Below are 16,482 nucleotides of genomic sequence, written 5' to 3'. Positions count from 1 at the left end.
AGGACGTGGTAATCCCTAGTAGCCACGATAGCAGAACGGTCGTTGTGATATCGATCTCGACCGATCTATTGAGAAATCGGTTCAAAAGAGCGTTCTGCTATCGTGGCAACACGGAGGGGCCTCGCCCTCCCCAGCCGATTCGCTCACTGCGCTCGCTCATCCCTCGCGCAGCGTCGTCGCCTCCCCTCACTGACGTTCGGGGAGCCGCCAGCGCGCGCCACCGCACGGGGTGTGAGCGGTCACCGGCCAATCACGCCGTCACAGATAGCCCAGATCCGCAAGTCGATCTTTGGTCCCCTCGCGCATCTCGACCTCGCCCGACTCTCCGGCCGCCTCGAGCGGGTCGAACCGCGCCTCGAGTCGCCGCCGGAGCGCCCGGACCCGATCGGGTTCCGCGTCGCTGATATCGGTTCCCTCGAGCGGGTCCGATCGAACGTGATGGAGGCGTTCGAAGCCGTCGTCGCCGCGGACGTACTTGTAGTCGGCCGTCCGGACCGCCCGCAGCCGCCGGTCGAACGCGCGGACGCGGTCGGGGATCGCGCCGAAGCGGGCCTCGAGGCGCTCGATCGAGGGCTGCGGGGCGACGTACTCGGCGAAGACGGCCTCACGGGGGTCGTCGTCCGAGTCGGGATGGAGCGACCGGCTCGACCACCCCTCGCGGAGCGCGGGGTCGTCGATACCAGCCGTCTCGAGCAGGGTGGCAGGGAGATCGAGCAGGCTCACGAGGTCGTGGCGGGCGTCGCCGCCGATGAAGGGCCCGCCGTGGGCGACGAGGGGGACGTTCAGCAGGGTGTCGTAGAGGTTGTACTGGTGGCCGAAGAAGCCGTGTTCGCCGACGTGTTCGCCGTGGTCGCCACAGACGACGAAGAGGGTGTCCTCCCACTCGCCGGCGTCGGAGAGTGCAGCCCGGAGCCGGCCGACCTGGTGGTCGACGTAGGTCAGTTCCGCGCGGTAGAGGCCCCGAAGCATGGCGAACTCCCGGTCGGAGATCTCGTAGTCCTCGCAGTCGTAGGCTCGGGGGTCCTGTCTGATCGCCGTCGCATCCTCGTAGCTGGCTCCCTCGGGGAGGAACCGCTCGGCGTACTCGCGGGGCGGGTCGTACTCGACGTGGGGCTCGATGAAGTTACAGAACAGGAAGAAGGGACGGTCGTCACTTCGGCTCTCGAGCCAGTCGGCGGTCCAGTCGACCGCGCGGGCGGAGCCGTCGTCGCCGGCCGGTTGGAGCAGTTCGCTGTAGAGGATGTTGGCGGCATTGACGACGGGGTTGCCGTCGAAGAGCCGCTCGCGGGTTGCGTCGAGTTTCTCCCGGAAGTCCTCGCCGCGGACGACCGCGCCCATGTCGGCGTCTGCCTGAATGTACTGCCACCCCTTGCGCAGTCGGTCGAAGCCGCGGTCGAAGCCGAACTCCTCGGTGATCCAGGTGTTGTTCGAGACGCCGACCGTCTCGTACCCCGCGTCAGCGAAGGCTTCCGGTAGCGTCCGCAGGTCGCCCTCGAGATAGGTGTGGCCGCCGTGGGTGCCGTGTTCGGAAGGATAGGTGCCGGTAAACAGCGACGCGTGGGAGGGCAGCGTCCACGGCGCGGTCGCGAAGGCGTTCTCGAAGGCGACACCCTCGGCGGCGAGTCGCGCCACCGTGGGCGTCGGGCGCGCGCCCGTGCCGTCGCCGTTCGCGGCCCGATCACCCGGACGCGATTTCGAGCCGACGTGATCGGGACCCGCCGCGGTCCCCTCCGAAAGCCCTTGCAGGCCGACGCTTTTCGACCGCGCCGTGTCGAGAACGACGAGAACCACGTTCCGCACAGTACGATGTGACTCGTCGTCACGTCCGTTCGAGTCCGACATGGATGGGGGTATCTCCACGCGGTGGAGGGAAGGTCACCAGCCCGGAGTATGCAGGGCCGTAATCAGTTCTATCGCCCGATTTGTCGTCGGAAGCGCTCCAGAACCGCAATATCCGATATCGCTCGAGGCGGGCGATGACCGGGACGGTCCCGGCCGGGTAGTCAGTTGCCGGTCGAATCTTCATCCGGCCGGACGGCGTACCAGCGATGAACGGATGACTGCACCCCACGACGACGCGACGACCGACGAATCGATCGATGACCGACCCGGAATCGAGGACCTCACGGACCGCGAGGAACTGGTCGACCCGGAGAGCGGACTCACAGCGGCATCCGACGCGCTCGGGGGCGGGGCGCTCCCGGTTCTCGGCGGCGGCCTCCTGCTCGCGGCCGCCGTCCGCTCGCTGGCCGCGAACCGCCGGCGGGCGATCCCGCTTGCCGTCGCCGGGGGCGCGCTCGCCGGGTACGGGCTTCGCAGACGTCGTTCGAGCGCCGAGAGCGATGGCGTGCCGGCTGTCGAGGGCGGCACCGACGGGAAAGACGTCTCGGACGCGGCCAGTGCGGCCGCCGAACGGGTCGACTCCGGCCGGGAGTCCGAGATCGAGGGCGACGGCGAGATCACGGCCGACCGGGGGATCGACGACCCCGCGGACTCGGGCTCGCGGATCGAGTTCACCGACGAGCCGGACGAGGACCCCTCGCGGTCCCGGCCAGATCTCGGAGCCGACGAGGGAGAGCCCCGACGCGAGACCGGGACGGACGAGGTGGAAGTAGACGTCTCCAACACCGCGATGGCCGACGAGACCAGCGAGGCGACCGGGCCGGACCCGACTCAGGCCCAGCCGACCCAGACGGCGGAGACGGAACCGGAGGCCAGCCCCGCTGAGGACGCCTCCGAGATGAAAGTCGAGCCGCCCGATGACGACGAATCCGAGTCGGAGACGGACGACGAGGCGGCAACGGACAACGCGGAAGCGACGGACGACGAGGCGGACGAGGACGAGAAATAAACGCGGTCCTCGCCCCCGACGGACTTACTGCGATCGCGAGGGCGACTGACGCCGAAGGCAGTTCTCGAGGTCCGAGTGGTAGAGAACGGGCGCCGCGACGAACGCAGCGGCGGCGACGCCGAGAACCCCGCTCGCGGCGAGCAGCGGTTCGGGCCAGTAAATACTGGTAAGCACGGCCAGCGACGCGGCCGCGAGGAGGACGGCGACGGCTCGCGCCGCGAGCGGTCGGCTCGTTCGTATCGGACCGTGTCCGGCCTCGAGCCCTCGAGCGAGGGCCGGGAGCTGCCAGCCGGCGAACGCGCCGATCGACGTGCCCAACAGGAGGACGGCGTCGGGGTCGGCGTCGCTCGTGGCGACGGCGATGGCGGCGAACCCGACCGCGAGCCCGAGTCCGAGCGTGCCGCGGCGGGTTGGATACCGATCCAGCAGCCGCCAGAGGAGGACCAGAAACGCCAGCCCGACGCCGACGCCGGCGACGACGTCAACGAGGTAGTGGACGCCGAGCCCGACCCGAGAGAGGCAGACGGCCGTCACGAGCGCGGCGGCGGTGAGATACCGCTGCCGTCGCGTGCCGACCGAGAGGTACTCGGCAAGGCTGACGTAGACGACCGTCGTCATCAGGGCGTGACCGCTCGGAAAGCCGTAGCCAGTCGCGGTCGCCGTCGCACGGTGGAGCGGCTGAACCGCCGCCGGCAGCGCACCCGCCTCCACGAGTACCCGCTCGGGCCGGGGGAGGGCGAAGACGTGCTTCAGGCCCGTGATCAGCGACAGGCCGGCTACCATCGCGCCGAGTACGGCGGCGGCCTCGTCCCGGCGGGCCGTCGCCCCCCAGTAGGCGACCCCCACGATCAGCCCGAGGAACCAAACGTCTCCCAGTTGGGTCACGAGCCCGAGCAGGACGACGGCCCACTCGGGGGCGACCTCGCGGAACGCGTCGAACCACTCGAACCCTCGAGACATACCCCACGCTACGGGCGACGGGATACATAAGCGATTCCGACGAGCGCGGCCGGCCCGATTCGCGATCCACAGCCCGTATTTCAACGCCCACCCGGTGCCGCCCGAGATGCTCGAGGCCTCGAGCGAGTCGTCGAAGCGAACCGACAGTCCGTCGATCGAATCGATCTGCCGAATATACCGGAAACATGCGCCGGGATCTACGACGGAATCGACAACAGTTAACTACGGCCGTCTCTCGAACACGGACACATGTCGACCGATGGCTGGCTGCCGATCGGCGACGCCGTGACGGATCGCTGGACGGTCCTCGAGCGCGACTGGCAGAGCGTGCTGATCGGCGCGGCGATCGTCGCACTCGTCGTCCTCCTCGAGTTGCGGATTCCGTGGTGAGGCGATGAACGGGCGTCGACTACTGCCGGGCCTGCTGGCTCTCTGTCTGGGTGCGCTCCTCGCCCGAACGCTCGCCGGCGCGCTCGGCGTCAATCATCTCCTGCTGGCGATCGCGCTCGGATTCGTCGCGGCGAACGCCGTCGGGATTCCCGATTGCCTCGAGCCCGGTATCGAGACGCACAAGCTCTGGCTGGGCACGGGGATCGTACTCATGGGCGCGTCGATCTCGCTCGAGACCGTCCTCGAAGTCGGTGGAGTCGTCCTGCTACTCGTCGTCGGCGTGACCGCGACGACGCTGCTGGTCGTGGAACTCCTCGCACGCAACGTGTTCGGGCTGGCCGACCGAATGGGGTCGCTGCTGGCGGCCGGTGCCAGCATCTGTGGCGTCTCGGCGGTCGTCGCGGTGGCCGGCTCGATTCGGGCCCGCGAGGAGCAGATCGCATACGCGGCCGCGACGGTCCTGCTGTTCGACGCGGTCACGATCGTCGTCTACCCGATCGTCGGCGATCTGTTGGGTCTCTCGGGGATGGTATTCGGGACGTGGGCCGGCGTCAGCATGTTCTCGACCGGTCCCGTCGTGGCCGTCGGCTTCGCCCACTCCGAGGCCGCCGGACAGTGGGCGACGATGACGAAGCTCTCGCGAAACGCCCTGATCGGCGTCGTCGTTCTCGCATACGCGAGCTACTATGCACGCGCGGCCGGCGACAGTCGTCCCTCCGTTCTGACACTCTGGGACGAGTTCCCGAAGTTCGTGCTGGGATTTCTCGCACTCGCCGTCGTCGCGAGCGCCGGCGTCCTCTCCTCGGCCCAGTTGGCATCGATCGAGAACGCCTACAACTGGTTGTTCGTGGTCGCGTTCGCCGGCCTCGGCACCGAGATCCGACTCGCCGATCTCCGTACCACTGGGTGGACGCCCGCCGTCGTCGTGCTGATCGCACTGCTTGCCAGTAGCGCCCTCTCGCTCGCGGCACTGGTCCTGCTGTTCTGAGCGGAGCGACCCGGACCCAATACCGCGGCCGTAGTCGTGTTCGAGAAGCCGGCAAAATACGCACCATCCGATCGACGCTGGGATAGCCGGAACCGCTCGCTTGGACAGCCATGTGGGGCTGACGGAGCAGGATCACGAAACGGCCGGCCGATACCGCGTCATTTCAGATAGCTGTCTGGTTACCGCAGCGACCAGCCGATCCACGGCACCGACGAGCCGGCTCCGGAGATCCGCCGCCGGCTCGGCGATGTCCAAAGCGGTCTCGGCCGCCTAGCTCCGTTCCGAAGCCGCGGCTACGGCCACAACGTCCGGCCGCACGAGACGCCAAGTCCCGTCAATGGCGCCCGTCGCGGCCGGACAGCACAGAAGCTATTTGCCGCCAGCATGTCAGTCACAGACGTATGTCCAACGGAGCATTCGAAGGGTACGGTGGCAGACACGTCCCCGAACCCCTACAGGAACCGCTCGAGCAGTTGGCCACCGCGTACGACGACATCGCGGCCACCGACGAGTTCCAGTCGGAGCTACGCGACCTGCTCGAGACGTTCGCGGGCCGACCGACGCCGCTGTACTACGCGCGGAACTTGAGCGATCGCTACGGGGCCGACATCTATCTCAAGCGGGAGGACCTGCTCCACGGCGGCGCACACAAGATCAACAACTGTCTCGGGCAGGCCCTGCTGGCGAAGCAGGCCGGTCGCGACCGGCTCATCGCCGAGACCGGCGCCGGCCAACACGGCACCGCGACCGCGATGGTCGGCGCACTGCTCGGCCTCGAGACGGAGATCTACATGGGGGCCAAAGACGTCGAACGCCAGGAGATGAACGTCTTCCGGATGCGGCTGATGGGTGCCGAGGTCAACGAAGTCACCCGCGGCGACGAGGGGCTGGCCGACGCCGTCGACGCCGCGCTCGAGGACTTCGCCGAGAACGTCGACGACACCCACTACCTGGTCGGCAGCGTCGTCGGCCCGGACCCGTTCCCGCGGATGGTCCGGGACTTCCAGTCGGTGATCGGCGAGGAAGCCCGCGAACAGATCCGAGAGCGGACCGGGGACCTGCCCGACGCTGCCGTCGCCTGCGTCGGCGGCGGCTCCAACGCCATCGGGCTCTTCCATGCCTTCCGCGACGACGACGTCGACTTCTACGGTGCCGAGGGTGGCGGGGAGGGGGCCGGTTCGAGCCGTCACGCCGCTCCGCTGGCGGAAGGGAAAGACGACACGATCCACGGGATGAAGACCAGAGTCATCGAGGACGACGTCGAGGTTCACTCCGTCTCGGCGGGGCTTGACTACCCCGGCGTCGGCCCCGAACACGCCATGTTCCGCGAAGTGGGACGCTGTGAGTACACCGGCGTCACCGACGACGAGGCGCTTACGGCCTTCCGCGAACTCAGCGAGACCGAGGGGATCATCCCGGCGCTCGAGTCGAGCCACGGGATCGCTCGCGCGATCGAACTCGCTGAGGCGGGCGATCACGACACGATCCTCGTGAACCTCTCGGGTCGCGGCGACAAGGATATGGAGACGGCGGCCGCGAAATTCGAGCTATAGGACCGACCGGACACGGCCCGTCAGGTCGGCTGCCGCGTCGGGCTCGAGCGGCGTCCGTGACAGCGACAGTCGCACGTCGTCGTCCGTTCGGCGGGGGACCAGATGGACGTGTGCGTGGTCGACGCTGCCGACCAGCGGGCCGCTGGTGTGGAAGACGCTGAACCCGTCGGGCTCGAGGACGGACTTGAGCGCGGTCGCGACGGTACGGACCGTCTCGAAGACGGCGGCTGCTGTCGGCTCGTCGGCGGTCACTACCTCCTCCGCGTGGGCGCGTGGAACGATGAGTGTGTGTCCCGGTGTAGCAGGGTTCTCGTCGAGGAAGGCAAGCGTCCGTTCGTCCTCGTGGAGGACGTGTGCCGCCTGCTCGCCGGCGACGGTCCGGCAGAACTCACAGTCGTCGTGCATAGCCGAATGTTCTCACGAATTAACAAATAGCTATCTCCGGCCGCGTCGCGATCACAGCACGCCGTACTCGTCCCGAACCGTTCGGTACAGGTCGCGGTACCGTTCGGCCACCACCGATCGGTCGTAGTCGGCGAACCGATCGTCGTACTCGCGATGCTCGAGATCGCGCGCCGCGAGGATCGCCTCGACGAGTTCGGTCTCGCTGGTGGTCCGGAATCCTCGGTCCCAGCCCTCGACGAGTTCGTGTGCGCTCGAGTCGACGTGATACTCCACGAGCCCGACACAGCCGGCCGCGAGCGCCCACAGCATCTCCGTCGGGAACACGCAGTGGTCGGCCGTCTGGGCGAAGACGTGTGCGCCACGGTAGGCCGCGATCCGCTCCTCGAGGTCGAGATCGCCGGCGAAGGTCACGCGGTCTTCGATCCGGAGGTCGCTCGCGAGCCGTTCGTACGTATCGCGTTCCGGCCCGTCGCCGACGACTGTCGCCTGCCAGTCCCGCCCTCGCAGTTCCGCGAGGGCCAACAGCAGGCTCTCGAGGTTGGCCCCCTCGTCGAGCCGGCGGGCGTAGATCACGTCGACCTGCTCGGCCGGCTCTACCGCCTGGATTCGGTCGCAGTCGATCGGGTTCGGGACGGGCTCGACGAGGTCGCCGTCCGCGCCGAGTTCGCGGACCCACGTCGTGACGAGCGACGACGGGGTGACGATCCGATCCGGCCGCCGGGCGGCGGCCCGCGTCCAGCGCGTCTCCGTGACGCCGCCGTCGCCGTACCACTCGAGGACGAGCGGGGCCCGCGCGAGCCGCGCGCCCCACTTGGCGGCGACGACCTGACTCGCCGGCTCGGCGCTGGCGTGAATCACGTCCGGGCGCGCGGCGGCGAGGACGAACGGAAGACGAAGCAGAAAGGAACTCCTGGCCTCGAGGCCGCTCGAGACCGCGTGATAGGTGATCCCGTTTCGCTCGAACGTCGCGTCCTCGCCGGCCCAAAAGCCCGCACAGTAGCAGTGGACGTCGTGGCCGTTCTCGGCGAGGATCTCACAGACGGTTCGGAACCGCTGGTTCGTCTCGGTATCGCGGTGGTGAGCCGTTTCGAACGAGACGAACGCGATTCGCATACTCGGCGGCAACGGAGCCCCGGGCTATAAAGTCACTTTTTTCACTCGATTCGTCGGCCCGCGGGTCCGCGTAAGCGGGCGGCCGCCGGTCCCTGTCGGGGCCGGACTGGCACGGCCCGAACCGTGGCAGTCGACCACGAAACTCCGCCGTGGCGATCCCCGTCCGTGTCGGGCGCTTGGTCCGTGACCGACACGAACCCACGACGTCAGTTGTGGAAGGAGTCAGTCACCGCTGGCGTTGGCGGAGTCGTCGTCATCGCCGAAAAACGAGTCGATACCCTCGAAAAAGCCGTCGTCGTCGCTTTCGGTGTCGGTCTCCGTCTCACCGTCACTGCCGTCCTCGTCCCCGGTATCGCTTTCCGCCGAGTCTGCTCCGTCGTTCCCACCGTCCGTCTCGTCACTATCGTCGTCATCATCGCTTCCGATTGTCTCGTCACTATCGTTGTCATCATCGCTTCCGATCGTCTCGTCGCTGTCGTCGTCATCGTCGCCAACGGAATCGTCCGCGTCATCCAACTCGTCACTTCCGTCGCCGTCCGAGTCGTTCTCGTCATCCGGATCTCCATCCCCGGACGCCTCATCGCCGTTCTCGTCCCCACCGTCGTCACTCGAAGCGCCATCGTCACCGTCGTCGCTGTCGGAATCGTTGCTTTCCACGTCGAACTCCGGCTGCTCGACTCCGCCGTCGGTCGTCGAGTCCCCGACCGGATCCCCCACGAACAGTTCCGACCCGACGGCCGCGACGGTGAGCCCGAAGGCCGCGAGGATGAGAACGGTCGTCACGAGGACGACGCCGACCGACGAGGCGTCGGTTTCGGTTGCCATCGAGTGACGCCACTCCCTCGGACGGCTTTGTTAACCGATGCAATTCCGCGACGGGGACGAACGGATCCGGCCACGGCGCTCGAGCGAGCGTCCACGGGCCGACTGCGAGAAATCGGTCCCTACTGGGGCCGTGGCTCCGCGAGCGAGTCCGGTGACCGAAACGATTACTCCCCCGCGTCCGTACGGCCCTGGCATGGGTTACGACATCGAGCGCTACCTCAACATTCGCAGTGCCTACGGTGCTTCGTTCGGTCCCGAGGGGGACCGACTCTCCTTTCTGATGGATACGACCGGCACGTCGCAGGTCTGGACCCTCGAGGGACCACGGGAGTGGCCCGAGCAGCGGACCTTCTACGACGAGCGGGTGACCTTCGCCTCGTGGTCGCCCGAGCGACCGGAACTGATCTTCGGGATGGACGAGGGCGGCAACGAACGCGCCCAACTGTTCAGACTCGACGCCGAGACCGGCGAAATCGAGAACCTGACCGCGATGCCGGATGCCAAACACCGCTGGGGCGGCTGGAGCCACGACGGCGACCGGTTCGCCTTCACCTCGAACCGCCGCGACGAGTCCGTCTTCGATGTCTACGTACAGGACCGGGACGCGACCGGCGACGAAGCGGAACTGGTCTACGAGGGCGACGGCTGGCTCTCGCTGTCCGGCTGGAGCCCCGACGACTCCCGGCTGCTGGTCTCGCAGGCCTACTCCAACTTCGATCAGGACCTCTCCGTCCTCGACCTCGAGGCCGACGAGCCCGACCTCGATCATCTCACGCCCCACGACGGTGACGTCCGCTACCAGAGCGCGAGCTGGGCACCGGACGGCGAGGGGATCTACCTCGTGACCGACGAGGGCGAGGCTGAGACGCTCTATCTGGCATATTTGGACCTGGCGACGAACGACCTCGAGACGGTCATTGATGGGGACGGCTGGAACGTCGACGGCATCGCGCTGGACGACGAGACGGGCCGGTTCGTCTGTTCGCGCAACGTCGAGGGCTACACCGAGTTGACCGTCGGCGAGTTCGATCCCGACGACCCGACCGCGTTCGAGACCTTCCCCGACCCCGACCTGCCGGGCGGGGTGGCCGGCGGCGTAAGCTTCGACCCCGACGCCGAACGGTTCGCCCTCTCGACGAGCGGCGACACCGTCAACACGAACGTCTTCGTGGTCGATATCGAGACCGGCGAGGCCGAGCGCTGGACCGACGCGCCGACCGCCGGCATCCCCCGGGAGTCGTTCGACGGCTCCGACCTCGTCGACATCGAGAGTTTCGACGGGCTGGACGTTCCCGGCTTTCTCACCCTTCCGGACGAGTACACCAAGGGCGAGACACCCGTCATCGTCGACATCCACGGCGGCCCCGAGAGCCAGCGCCGCCCCTCCTTCTCTTCGGTCAAGCAGTACTTCCTCGATCGGGGCTACGCCTACTTCGAACCCAACGTCCGGGGGTCGTCCGGCTACGGCGCGGACTACGCGGCGCTGGACGACGTCGAGAACCGGATGGACTCGGTCGCGGACATCGAGGCCTGTGTCGAGTGGCTACAGGGCCATCCCGCGATCGACCCGGATCGGATCGCCGCCAAGGGCGGCTCCTACGGCGGCTTCATGGTACTGGCCGCGCTAACCGAGTACCCCGACCTCTGGGCCGCCGGCATCGACGTGGTCGGGATCGCCAACTTCGTCACCTTCCTCGAGAACACGGGCGACTGGCGGCGCGAGTTGCGGGAAGCCGAGTACGGGAGCCTCGCCGAGGACCGCGAGTTCTTGGAAGAGATCTCGCCGATCAACAACGTCGAGAACATCGCGGCCCCGCTGTTCGTCCTCCACGGCGAAAACGATCCTCGCGTCCCGGTCGGAGAGGCCGAACAGATCGCCGAGCGGGCCGCCGAGCAGGGCGTTCCCGTTCGAAAGCTCATCTTCGAGGACGAAGGCCACGGCTTCTCGAAACTCGAGAACCGTCTCGAGGCCTACAGCGAGATCGCGGCCTTCCTCGACGAACACGTCTGATCCCCCACGGGAGGCCGAATCGGTTCGCGGAATTATTACAAAAACTATACATGACGTGATCGTGGACTGACGAGTATGGCCGCCATCGAAACGACTTCGTTGACCAAGCGGTACGGCGACTCGGTCCTCGCCGTCGACGATCTCGACCTGACCGTCGAGGAGGGAGAGATCTTCGGCTTCCTCGGTCCGAACGGGGCCGGGAAGTCGACGACGATCAACATGTTACTGGACTTCGTCCGTCCCACCGACGGGAGCGCAACGGTGCTGGGGTACGACGCACAGGACGAAACCGGAGAGATCCGCGAGCGGATCGGCGTCCTCCCGGAAGGCGCGACCCTCTACGAGCGCCTGACCGCCCGCGAACACGTCGAGTGGGTCGCCGACACCAAAGGTGTCGATACCGACGTCGACGCGCTGTTAGAGCGCGTCGGGATCCTTGAGGACGCCGACCGGGCCGCCGGCGGCTTCTCGAAGGGGATGCGCCAGCGGCTCGGCCTCGGGATGGCGCTGGTCGGCGACCCCGAACTACTGCTCCTCGACGAGCCCTCCTCCGGGCTCGACCCGACGGGGATTCAGGACATGCGGGAACTGCTGCGAGCGGAGGCCGACTCGGGGACGACCGTCTTCTTCTCGAGTCACATCCTCTCGGAGGTCGAGGCGGTCTGTGACCGCGTCGGCATCATGAACGAGGGCCGGCTCGTCGCCTTAGACAGCATCGAGAACCTCCGGGACGAGTCGACCGGCGCGGCGACGATCGACGTCGAACTCGCCGAGGCGGTCGATCCCGACGCGCTCGATGTCGGCTCGATCGAGGGGGTACAGCGGGTCTCCGCGGACGGAGATACCGTCACTGCGGTCTGTGACGAGCCCGCAGTCAAGGTCGATGTCGTCCGCCACGTCGACGAGCGGGCGATCGTGACCGATATCCTCTCGACTGACACCTCGCTCGAGGAACTGTTCAACCAATACACCGGGGCCGAGAGCGCGGGCGAGGGATCGGTCGCGCCGGAAGCGGAGCAGCGAGAACAGGAGGTGTCCGCATGAGCGCACTCTCCGTTGCCAAGCGGGACTTCCTGAACGTTCGGCGGGCCAAGCTCGTCTGGATCCCTGCCCTGCTGTATGCCCTGTTCATGCTCGTCTTCTACTGGGGCCAGAGCAGTCGTCCGGAACCGGACTTCTACATGGTCCTGTGGAGTCTGGCAGGCGTCGGCGGGGCGCTGGTCATCCCGCTCGTCGCGATCGTCGCGGCGTATCTCTCGATCGCCGGCGAGCGTGGGTCCGGCAGTATTCGCTATCAGCTGAGTCTCCCGGTCTCGCGGTCGGACGTGGTCGTCGGCAAACTGCTCGCCCGTACCGGCGTCGTCGTGGCGTCGCTGCTGATCGCGTTCGCCATCGGGATCATCGCCGCACAGATACTCGTCCCCGACATGACCCTCGAGTACGACGGCTACGCCGCCTTCGTCGCGCTGACCCTGCTGTACGCCCTGGCATACGTCGCCGTCGCCGTCGCGATCTCGGCGGCCACCGCGAGTCGCTCGCGGGCGATGACCGGCGCGATCGGCTTCTTCTTCGTGTTTAACCTCGCGTGGAACTTCCTGCCGGTTAGTCCCGTCCAGATGGCCGAGTTCGTCTTCGAAGAACTCGGTGTCGACTACAGCGACTCGCTGCTGGACCTTATCTTCAGCCTCAGCCCGACTGGGGCCTACCTCAACGGGATGAAACTCGTCTTTCCGGACGATTTCACCGCCCTACAGGCCACGACGGCTGGGACCAATCCGTTCTACATCCAAGGCTGGTTCATGCTCGTGATCCTCGCCGGCTGGATCGTCGTCCCGCTGTTGCTGGGCGCATGGCAGTTCCGTCGAACGGACCTCAGCTAAGAACGGTTCACACTGCCGACTGCGAACCGCTTCGTCGCGTCAGTCGATGACGCCAGTTTTCGTCGCCACGTCTCGAGCCGCCCGTTCGTTCATCCCGCTGCCCAGAATCGTGTAGCGGTCGCGGATCTCGTGGCAGGTCGTCAACGCCTCGATGACGGTCTCGTCGTCGATTCCCAGTTCCGCCGCGGTCGTCGGCGCGTCGATGCTCGCCAGCGCGTCACGGATGGCCCGCCAGATCCCGTCCGCTCCCTGGTGGAGGTAGGCGGTCATGATCGAGCCGACGCCGACCTGATGGCCGTGTAAGGCCGCACCGGGTGCCAGTCGGTCGAGTTGGTGCGAAAAGAGGTGTTCAGCCCCGCTGGCCGGCCGCGAGGAGCCGGCGATGCTCATCGCGACGCCGGAGGACATCAGCGCCTTGGTGACGACCCAGGCAGACTCCTCCAGGCCCGGCCGGATGAGGTCGGCGTTGTCGACTAAGATCTCGGCGGTCATCTCCGAGAGCGCAGCGGCGTACTCGGAGTACTCGACGTCCTGGAGTCGCTGGGCGAGCCGCCAGTCCATGACGGCGGTGTAGTTGGAGATGATGTCGGCACAGCCGGCGGTCGTCAGTTCCCACGGAGCCTCGGCGAGGATTCCCGTATCGGCGACGACCGCCAGCGGCGGTTCGGCGGCGACGCTGTGTCTGGAGTCGCCGTCCGGTACCGAGCCGCGATTACTGACGATCCCGTCGTGGCTCGCCGCCGTTGGAACGGAGAGAAAGCCCATCTCGAGGTGGTGGCTGGCCAACTTCGCGATGTCGATGGCCTTCCCGCCGCCGATGCCGACCAGGTAGGATACTCCTTCGGCCTCGGCGACCTCGATCACCCGCTCGACGGCGTCGAAGGTCGCTTTCTCGATCGTGACGATCGCGGGCTCGATCCCGGCGGCCTCGAAGTCGGCCGCGATGGGATCGGCGGCGACCTCGCGGGGTGTCGGACTCGTGACGAACAGCGGCCGCCCTTGCAGGTGGAGGTCGTCGACCACGTCGACGACCTCGCTGCGAACGCCGTGGCCGACCACGACGTTTCGCGGGAGGCGGATCCACGTCGACTTCTCGAACATACCGGATCCCACACACCCCCGGGACATGTGCTTTTCCTCAGCGCCCCGGCCAGGACGATCCCCGACGCGGTCCGGGACGACGGTGATGACGTCGCGATCGGCGCCGACGGCCCGCTCGAGCGAGCGATCACCGGCGGCGAAACGATCCGTCGACACGATCGGCAATATTATAAGATTTCCAACTTCAATGGCCGCATATGCTCGGCCTACTCGCGCTCTGGTTCGGACTGCTCGCCGGCGGCTACGTCGGGGGCCGGTACTACGGCAAGTATTCGCTCCGACGCACCGATGCGGAGGACCGCTCCCGCGGGACGTATCGACTCCTCGCCGTCGTCGGTCTCGTAGCCCTGCTTGTCCTCGCGTTCGGCGGCCTCGTCGACGCGACCGAACGCGCGCTCGCGGCCGTCCATCCGGCGCTGGCGGGCGGGGTCGCCGCGCCGCTTTCCTGGCTCCCGACGGCGGGCGGAACGATCGCCGCCGTCCTGGTCGCGTACCTCGGCATCTTTCCGTTCGCCCGCGAACGGCGCGACCTCGAGATCAGTGCCGGAACGGCAGTCGGCCGCCTCGCAAAGTACCTCGGGGCGATTACGCTCTTCGTGGTGGTCGCGCTCGCGCCGTTTACGGCACTGGTCGCCGCCTCCGACCCCAGTCCGCTGTGGATTCCGCTCCTGTTTGCCGTCCTCGCCGTCGGGTGCTACGCCTGGCTCCAGTACAGCGTTCGGCTCTCGCAGACGATCACCGCGCCGACGCCCGACCAACGCCGACGGCTCGAGGCCGCGGCCGACCGGGCCGAACTGGCCGCGACGATCGCCGGCGTGATCCCGGGTCGCGAAACCGAGGTCGCCGGCATCTACCTCGACGGGCCGTTCTGGAACCGACGCACGTACGCCACGGACTACGCGTTCGGGGTCCTCGACGACGAGGAGCTGACAGCACTGTGTGCGCGGGCCAGCGCCGCGGACGAACGATGGCTCCTCGAGCGACGGGCGCTGGTCGTCGCGGTCCTCTTCGGACTGTTCCTGACGCTGGCCGTCTGGCTATCGATGGCCATCGCGCTCGTCGCGCTCGCGGTCACCGGGCCGTTGCTCGCCCGAGCGCTCCAGCGCGCCGAGTTCGCTGCGGATCGGGACGCGGCACGGGCAGTCGGCGCAGATGCCCTCGAGCGCGCGCTCGAGGCCGGGACCGACCTGGCCGACAACCGGAACCGCCTCCATGAACGGCTCGCCGCGCGGCCGTCGACGAGCCGACGGCTCGAGCGGCTCCGCGACGCCTAAAGCGTCTCGAGGATCGCCAGCACCCGCTCCTCGGCCTCGCGGTCCGGTCCGTTGTCGTCGCCGTCCCGATCGCTCTCGAGGTGATCGTCGACCGTCCGGGCCAGCGAGTCCTCGAGCGGCGTCGATTCCCAGCCCAGCCCGGCGAGTTTCGCCGTCGAGAGGACGTGCGGATAGGACCGATAGAGCGGGTAGTCCTCGAGGGAGATCTCGCCGGCTGCGAGTTCGCGCGGCCCGGCGTGGACGATCTCGACGTCGGTCTCGAGCGCGTCGGCAAGTCGCTCGACCAGTTCCTCGAGCGGGACGAGCCGCCGGTCGCCGACGTTGTAGGCCTCGCCGGGCTCGCCGCGTTCGGCGACGATCCGCAGCGCGGCGGCCACGTCCTCGACGTAGACGAGATGGCGGAGGTTCGTTCCGTCGCCGGGGACGACGACGCGGTCGAAGTGGTTCACGCGATCGACCCACCAGTTCAGTCGTTCGGTGTAGTCGTGGGGGCCGTAAACGATCGGCGGCCGGACGACCATCGCAGGCACGCCGTCGTCGGCCGCCGCGAACGCCGCCCGGTCGCCCTCGGCCTTTCGATTCCCGTAGGTCTTGAAGCTATCGTCAGTCGCTTGGTCGGGCGTACACTCGTGTAACGGCGTCTCGCCCTCCCGCTTGGGGATCTCCTCGCGGCCGTAGGCCGCGCCGCTCGAGACGTAAACGTAGGCCTCACAGTCCGCGAAGATCCGGGTGGCGGCCCGGACGTCCTTCGGGTGGTAGGCCACGCAGTCGAAGACGGCGTCAGGGTCGACGGTCGTTGCGGCCGCCTCGAGGGCCGTGTCGTTCGTCCGGTCGCCCTCGACGTGGGCGACGCGGTCGTCGTCCGCGAAGGGGTTCTCGCGGGTACCCCGCGTGAACAGGGTCACGTCGTAGTCGTGATCGAGTAGTTCCGCGACGAGGTGGCGGCCGATAAAGCGCGTGCCGCCGATGACTAAGGCGTCGTCCATACCGACCCGTCACCGCTGTCGGGGAAAACGATGGCGGACGAGCGGTCGAGGGGATTTGGTCCGCTTGCGTCCCGCGATGGAATCCGACACCGATCACGCGTCTCCCGTGTCTGCCGAAACAACCGACCCATGCCGTGGCGCGCGC

General features: G+C 67.6%; 15 protein-coding genes. 8 read left to right on the top strand and 7 right to left on the bottom strand.

What is annotated here, in order from left to right:
* Window positions 1-258 precede the first annotated feature (258 nt).
* Window positions 259-1,842, bottom strand: coding sequence for a sulfatase (locus NATPE_RS02385; protein WP_006180182.1), 1,584 nt, complete (start codon window positions 1,840-1,842; stop codon window positions 259-261).
* A 214-nt stretch (window positions 1,843-2,056) separates the two neighbouring features.
* Here NATPE_RS02385 and NATPE_RS02380 point away from each other — a divergent pair, with 214 nt between their 5' ends.
* Window positions 2,057-2,851 carry a hypothetical protein gene (locus NATPE_RS02380; protein ID WP_006180183.1) on the top strand — a complete coding sequence of 265 codons (795 nt, stop codon included), beginning with the start codon at window positions 2,057-2,059 and terminating at the stop codon, window positions 2,849-2,851.
* 24 nt (window positions 2,852-2,875) lie between these two features.
* Here the strand turns inward: NATPE_RS02380 and NATPE_RS02375 are convergent, their stop codons facing one another.
* On the bottom strand, window positions 2,876-3,811 hold the full coding sequence (locus tag NATPE_RS02375) for a phosphatase PAP2 family protein (protein WP_006180184.1): 936 nt from the start codon (window positions 3,809-3,811) through the stop codon (window positions 2,876-2,878).
* Window positions 3,812-4,060: 249 nt separating this feature from the next.
* Between NATPE_RS02375 and NATPE_RS22530 the strand changes: the two genes are divergently transcribed.
* From NATPE_RS22530 to trpB, 3 genes are all read left to right on the top strand, one after another.
* A complete protein-coding gene (locus tag NATPE_RS22530) occupies window positions 4,061-4,201 on the top strand; it encodes a hypothetical protein (RefSeq protein WP_006180185.1) in 141 nt (46 codons plus the stop codon).
* 4 nt (window positions 4,202-4,205) lie between these two features.
* Window positions 4,206-5,189 carry a YeiH family protein gene (locus NATPE_RS02370; protein ID WP_006180186.1) on the top strand — a complete coding sequence of 328 codons (984 nt, stop codon included), beginning with the start codon at window positions 4,206-4,208 and terminating at the stop codon, window positions 5,187-5,189.
* A 401-nt stretch (window positions 5,190-5,590) separates the two neighbouring features.
* On the top strand, window positions 5,591-6,742 hold the full coding sequence (gene trpB, locus NATPE_RS02365) for a tryptophan synthase subunit beta (protein ID WP_006180187.1): 1,152 nt from the start codon (window positions 5,591-5,593) through the stop codon (window positions 6,740-6,742).
* Here trpB and NATPE_RS02360 read toward each other — a convergent pair.
* The 3 genes from NATPE_RS02360 to NATPE_RS02350 all read right to left on the bottom strand — a co-directional run bounded on the left by NATPE_RS02360 (window position 6,737) and on the right by NATPE_RS02350 (window position 9,085).
* Window positions 6,737-7,147: an HIT family protein gene (locus tag NATPE_RS02360; protein ID WP_006180188.1), complete on the bottom strand. Its 411-nt coding sequence runs from the start codon at window positions 7,145-7,147 to the stop codon at window positions 6,737-6,739. The two genes, trpB and NATPE_RS02360, sit on opposite strands and share 6 nt — an antisense overlap.
* Window positions 7,148-7,198: 51 nt before the next feature.
* Complete coding sequence (locus NATPE_RS02355; protein ID WP_006180189.1) at window positions 7,199-8,260, bottom strand: glycosyltransferase family 4 protein; 1,062 nt, start codon at window positions 8,258-8,260, stop codon at window positions 7,199-7,201.
* Window positions 8,261-8,482: 222 nt separating this feature from the next.
* Entirely contained in the window at window positions 8,483-9,085 is a 603-nt protein-coding gene (locus NATPE_RS02350; protein WP_006180190.1) for a hypothetical protein, read from the bottom strand.
* Window positions 9,086-9,278: 193 nt separating this feature from the next.
* Here NATPE_RS02350 and NATPE_RS02345 point away from each other — a divergent pair, with 193 nt between their 5' ends.
* From NATPE_RS02345 to NATPE_RS02335, 3 genes are all read left to right on the top strand, one after another.
* Window positions 9,279-11,096: a S9 family peptidase gene (locus tag NATPE_RS02345; protein WP_006180191.1), complete on the top strand. Its 1,818-nt coding sequence runs from the start codon at window positions 9,279-9,281 to the stop codon at window positions 11,094-11,096.
* A 75-nt stretch (window positions 11,097-11,171) separates the two neighbouring features.
* Complete coding sequence (locus NATPE_RS02340) at window positions 11,172-12,140, top strand: ABC transporter ATP-binding protein (RefSeq protein WP_006180192.1); 969 nt, start codon at window positions 11,172-11,174, stop codon at window positions 12,138-12,140.
* Window positions 12,137-12,976: an ABC transporter permease subunit gene (locus NATPE_RS02335; protein WP_006180193.1), complete on the top strand. Its 840-nt coding sequence runs from the start codon at window positions 12,137-12,139 to the stop codon at window positions 12,974-12,976. The genes NATPE_RS02340 and NATPE_RS02335 overlap by 4 nt, the downstream gene beginning before the upstream one ends.
* A gap of 39 nt (window positions 12,977-13,015) precedes the next feature.
* Here NATPE_RS02335 and NATPE_RS02330 read toward each other — a convergent pair whose 3' ends face one another.
* Window positions 13,016-14,077 (bottom strand): NAD(P)-dependent glycerol-1-phosphate dehydrogenase, encoded by a 1,062-nt coding sequence (locus NATPE_RS02330; RefSeq protein WP_006180194.1) that lies wholly within the window; start codon window positions 14,075-14,077, stop codon window positions 13,016-13,018.
* Between the two features lie 197 nt (window positions 14,078-14,274).
* Here NATPE_RS02330 and NATPE_RS02325 point away from each other — a divergent pair, with 197 nt between their 5' ends.
* Window positions 14,275-15,351 (top strand): hypothetical protein, encoded by a 1,077-nt coding sequence (locus tag NATPE_RS02325; protein ID WP_006180195.1) that lies wholly within the window; start codon window positions 14,275-14,277, stop codon window positions 15,349-15,351.
* Here NATPE_RS02325 and NATPE_RS02320 read toward each other — a convergent pair.
* Window positions 15,348-16,337: an NAD-dependent epimerase/dehydratase family protein gene (locus NATPE_RS02320; protein WP_006180196.1), complete on the bottom strand. Its 990-nt coding sequence runs from the start codon at window positions 16,335-16,337 to the stop codon at window positions 15,348-15,350. The two genes, NATPE_RS02325 and NATPE_RS02320, sit on opposite strands and share 4 nt — an antisense overlap.
* Window positions 16,338-16,482 lie beyond the last annotated feature (145 nt).

This window comes from Natrinema pellirubrum DSM 15624 (assembly GCF_000230735.2).
GTDB classification, from domain to species: domain Archaea; phylum Halobacteriota; class Halobacteria; order Halobacteriales; family Natrialbaceae; genus Natrinema; species Natrinema pellirubrum.
This window is presented reverse-complemented; position numbering and strand designations above follow the sequence as displayed.

Bases quoted from the DNA above. Each gene is read 5' to 3' on its own strand.
- NATPE_RS02330 (WP_006180194.1), bottom strand. From the start codon at position 14,077: ATGTTCGAGAAGTCGACGTGGATCCGCCTCCCGCGAAACGTCGTGGTC.
- NATPE_RS02350 (WP_006180190.1), bottom strand. From the start codon at position 9,085: ATGGCAACCGAAACCGACGCCTCGTCGGTCGGCGTCGTCCTCGTGACG.
- NATPE_RS22530 (WP_006180185.1), top strand. From the start codon at position 4,061: ATGTCGACCGATGGCTGGCTGCCGATCGGCGACGCCGTGACGGATCGC.
- NATPE_RS02375 (WP_006180184.1), bottom strand. From the start codon at position 3,811: ATGTCTCGAGGGTTCGAGTGGTTCGACGCGTTCCGCGAGGTCGCCCCC.
- NATPE_RS02335 (WP_006180193.1), top strand. From the start codon at position 12,137: ATGAGCGCACTCTCCGTTGCCAAGCGGGACTTCCTGAACGTTCGGCGG.
- NATPE_RS02370 (WP_006180186.1), top strand. From the start codon at position 4,206: ATGAACGGGCGTCGACTACTGCCGGGCCTGCTGGCTCTCTGTCTGGGT.
- trpB (WP_006180187.1), top strand. From the start codon at position 5,591: ATGTCCAACGGAGCATTCGAAGGGTACGGTGGCAGACACGTCCCCGAA.
- NATPE_RS02380 (WP_006180183.1), top strand. From the start codon at position 2,057: ATGACTGCACCCCACGACGACGCGACGACCGACGAATCGATCGATGAC.
- NATPE_RS02355 (WP_006180189.1), bottom strand. From the start codon at position 8,260: ATGCGAATCGCGTTCGTCTCGTTCGAAACGGCTCACCACCGCGATACC.
- NATPE_RS02345 (WP_006180191.1), top strand. From the start codon at position 9,279: ATGGGTTACGACATCGAGCGCTACCTCAACATTCGCAGTGCCTACGGT.
- NATPE_RS02325 (WP_006180195.1), top strand. From the start codon at position 14,275: ATGCTCGGCCTACTCGCGCTCTGGTTCGGACTGCTCGCCGGCGGCTAC.
- NATPE_RS02385 (WP_006180182.1), bottom strand. From the start codon at position 1,842: ATGTCGGACTCGAACGGACGTGACGACGAGTCACATCGTACTGTGCGG.
- NATPE_RS02340 (WP_006180192.1), top strand. From the start codon at position 11,172: ATGGCCGCCATCGAAACGACTTCGTTGACCAAGCGGTACGGCGACTCG.
- NATPE_RS02360 (WP_006180188.1), bottom strand. From the start codon at position 7,147: ATGCACGACGACTGTGAGTTCTGCCGGACCGTCGCCGGCGAGCAGGCG.
- NATPE_RS02320 (WP_006180196.1), bottom strand. From the start codon at position 16,337: ATGGACGACGCCTTAGTCATCGGCGGCACGCGCTTTATCGGCCGCCAC.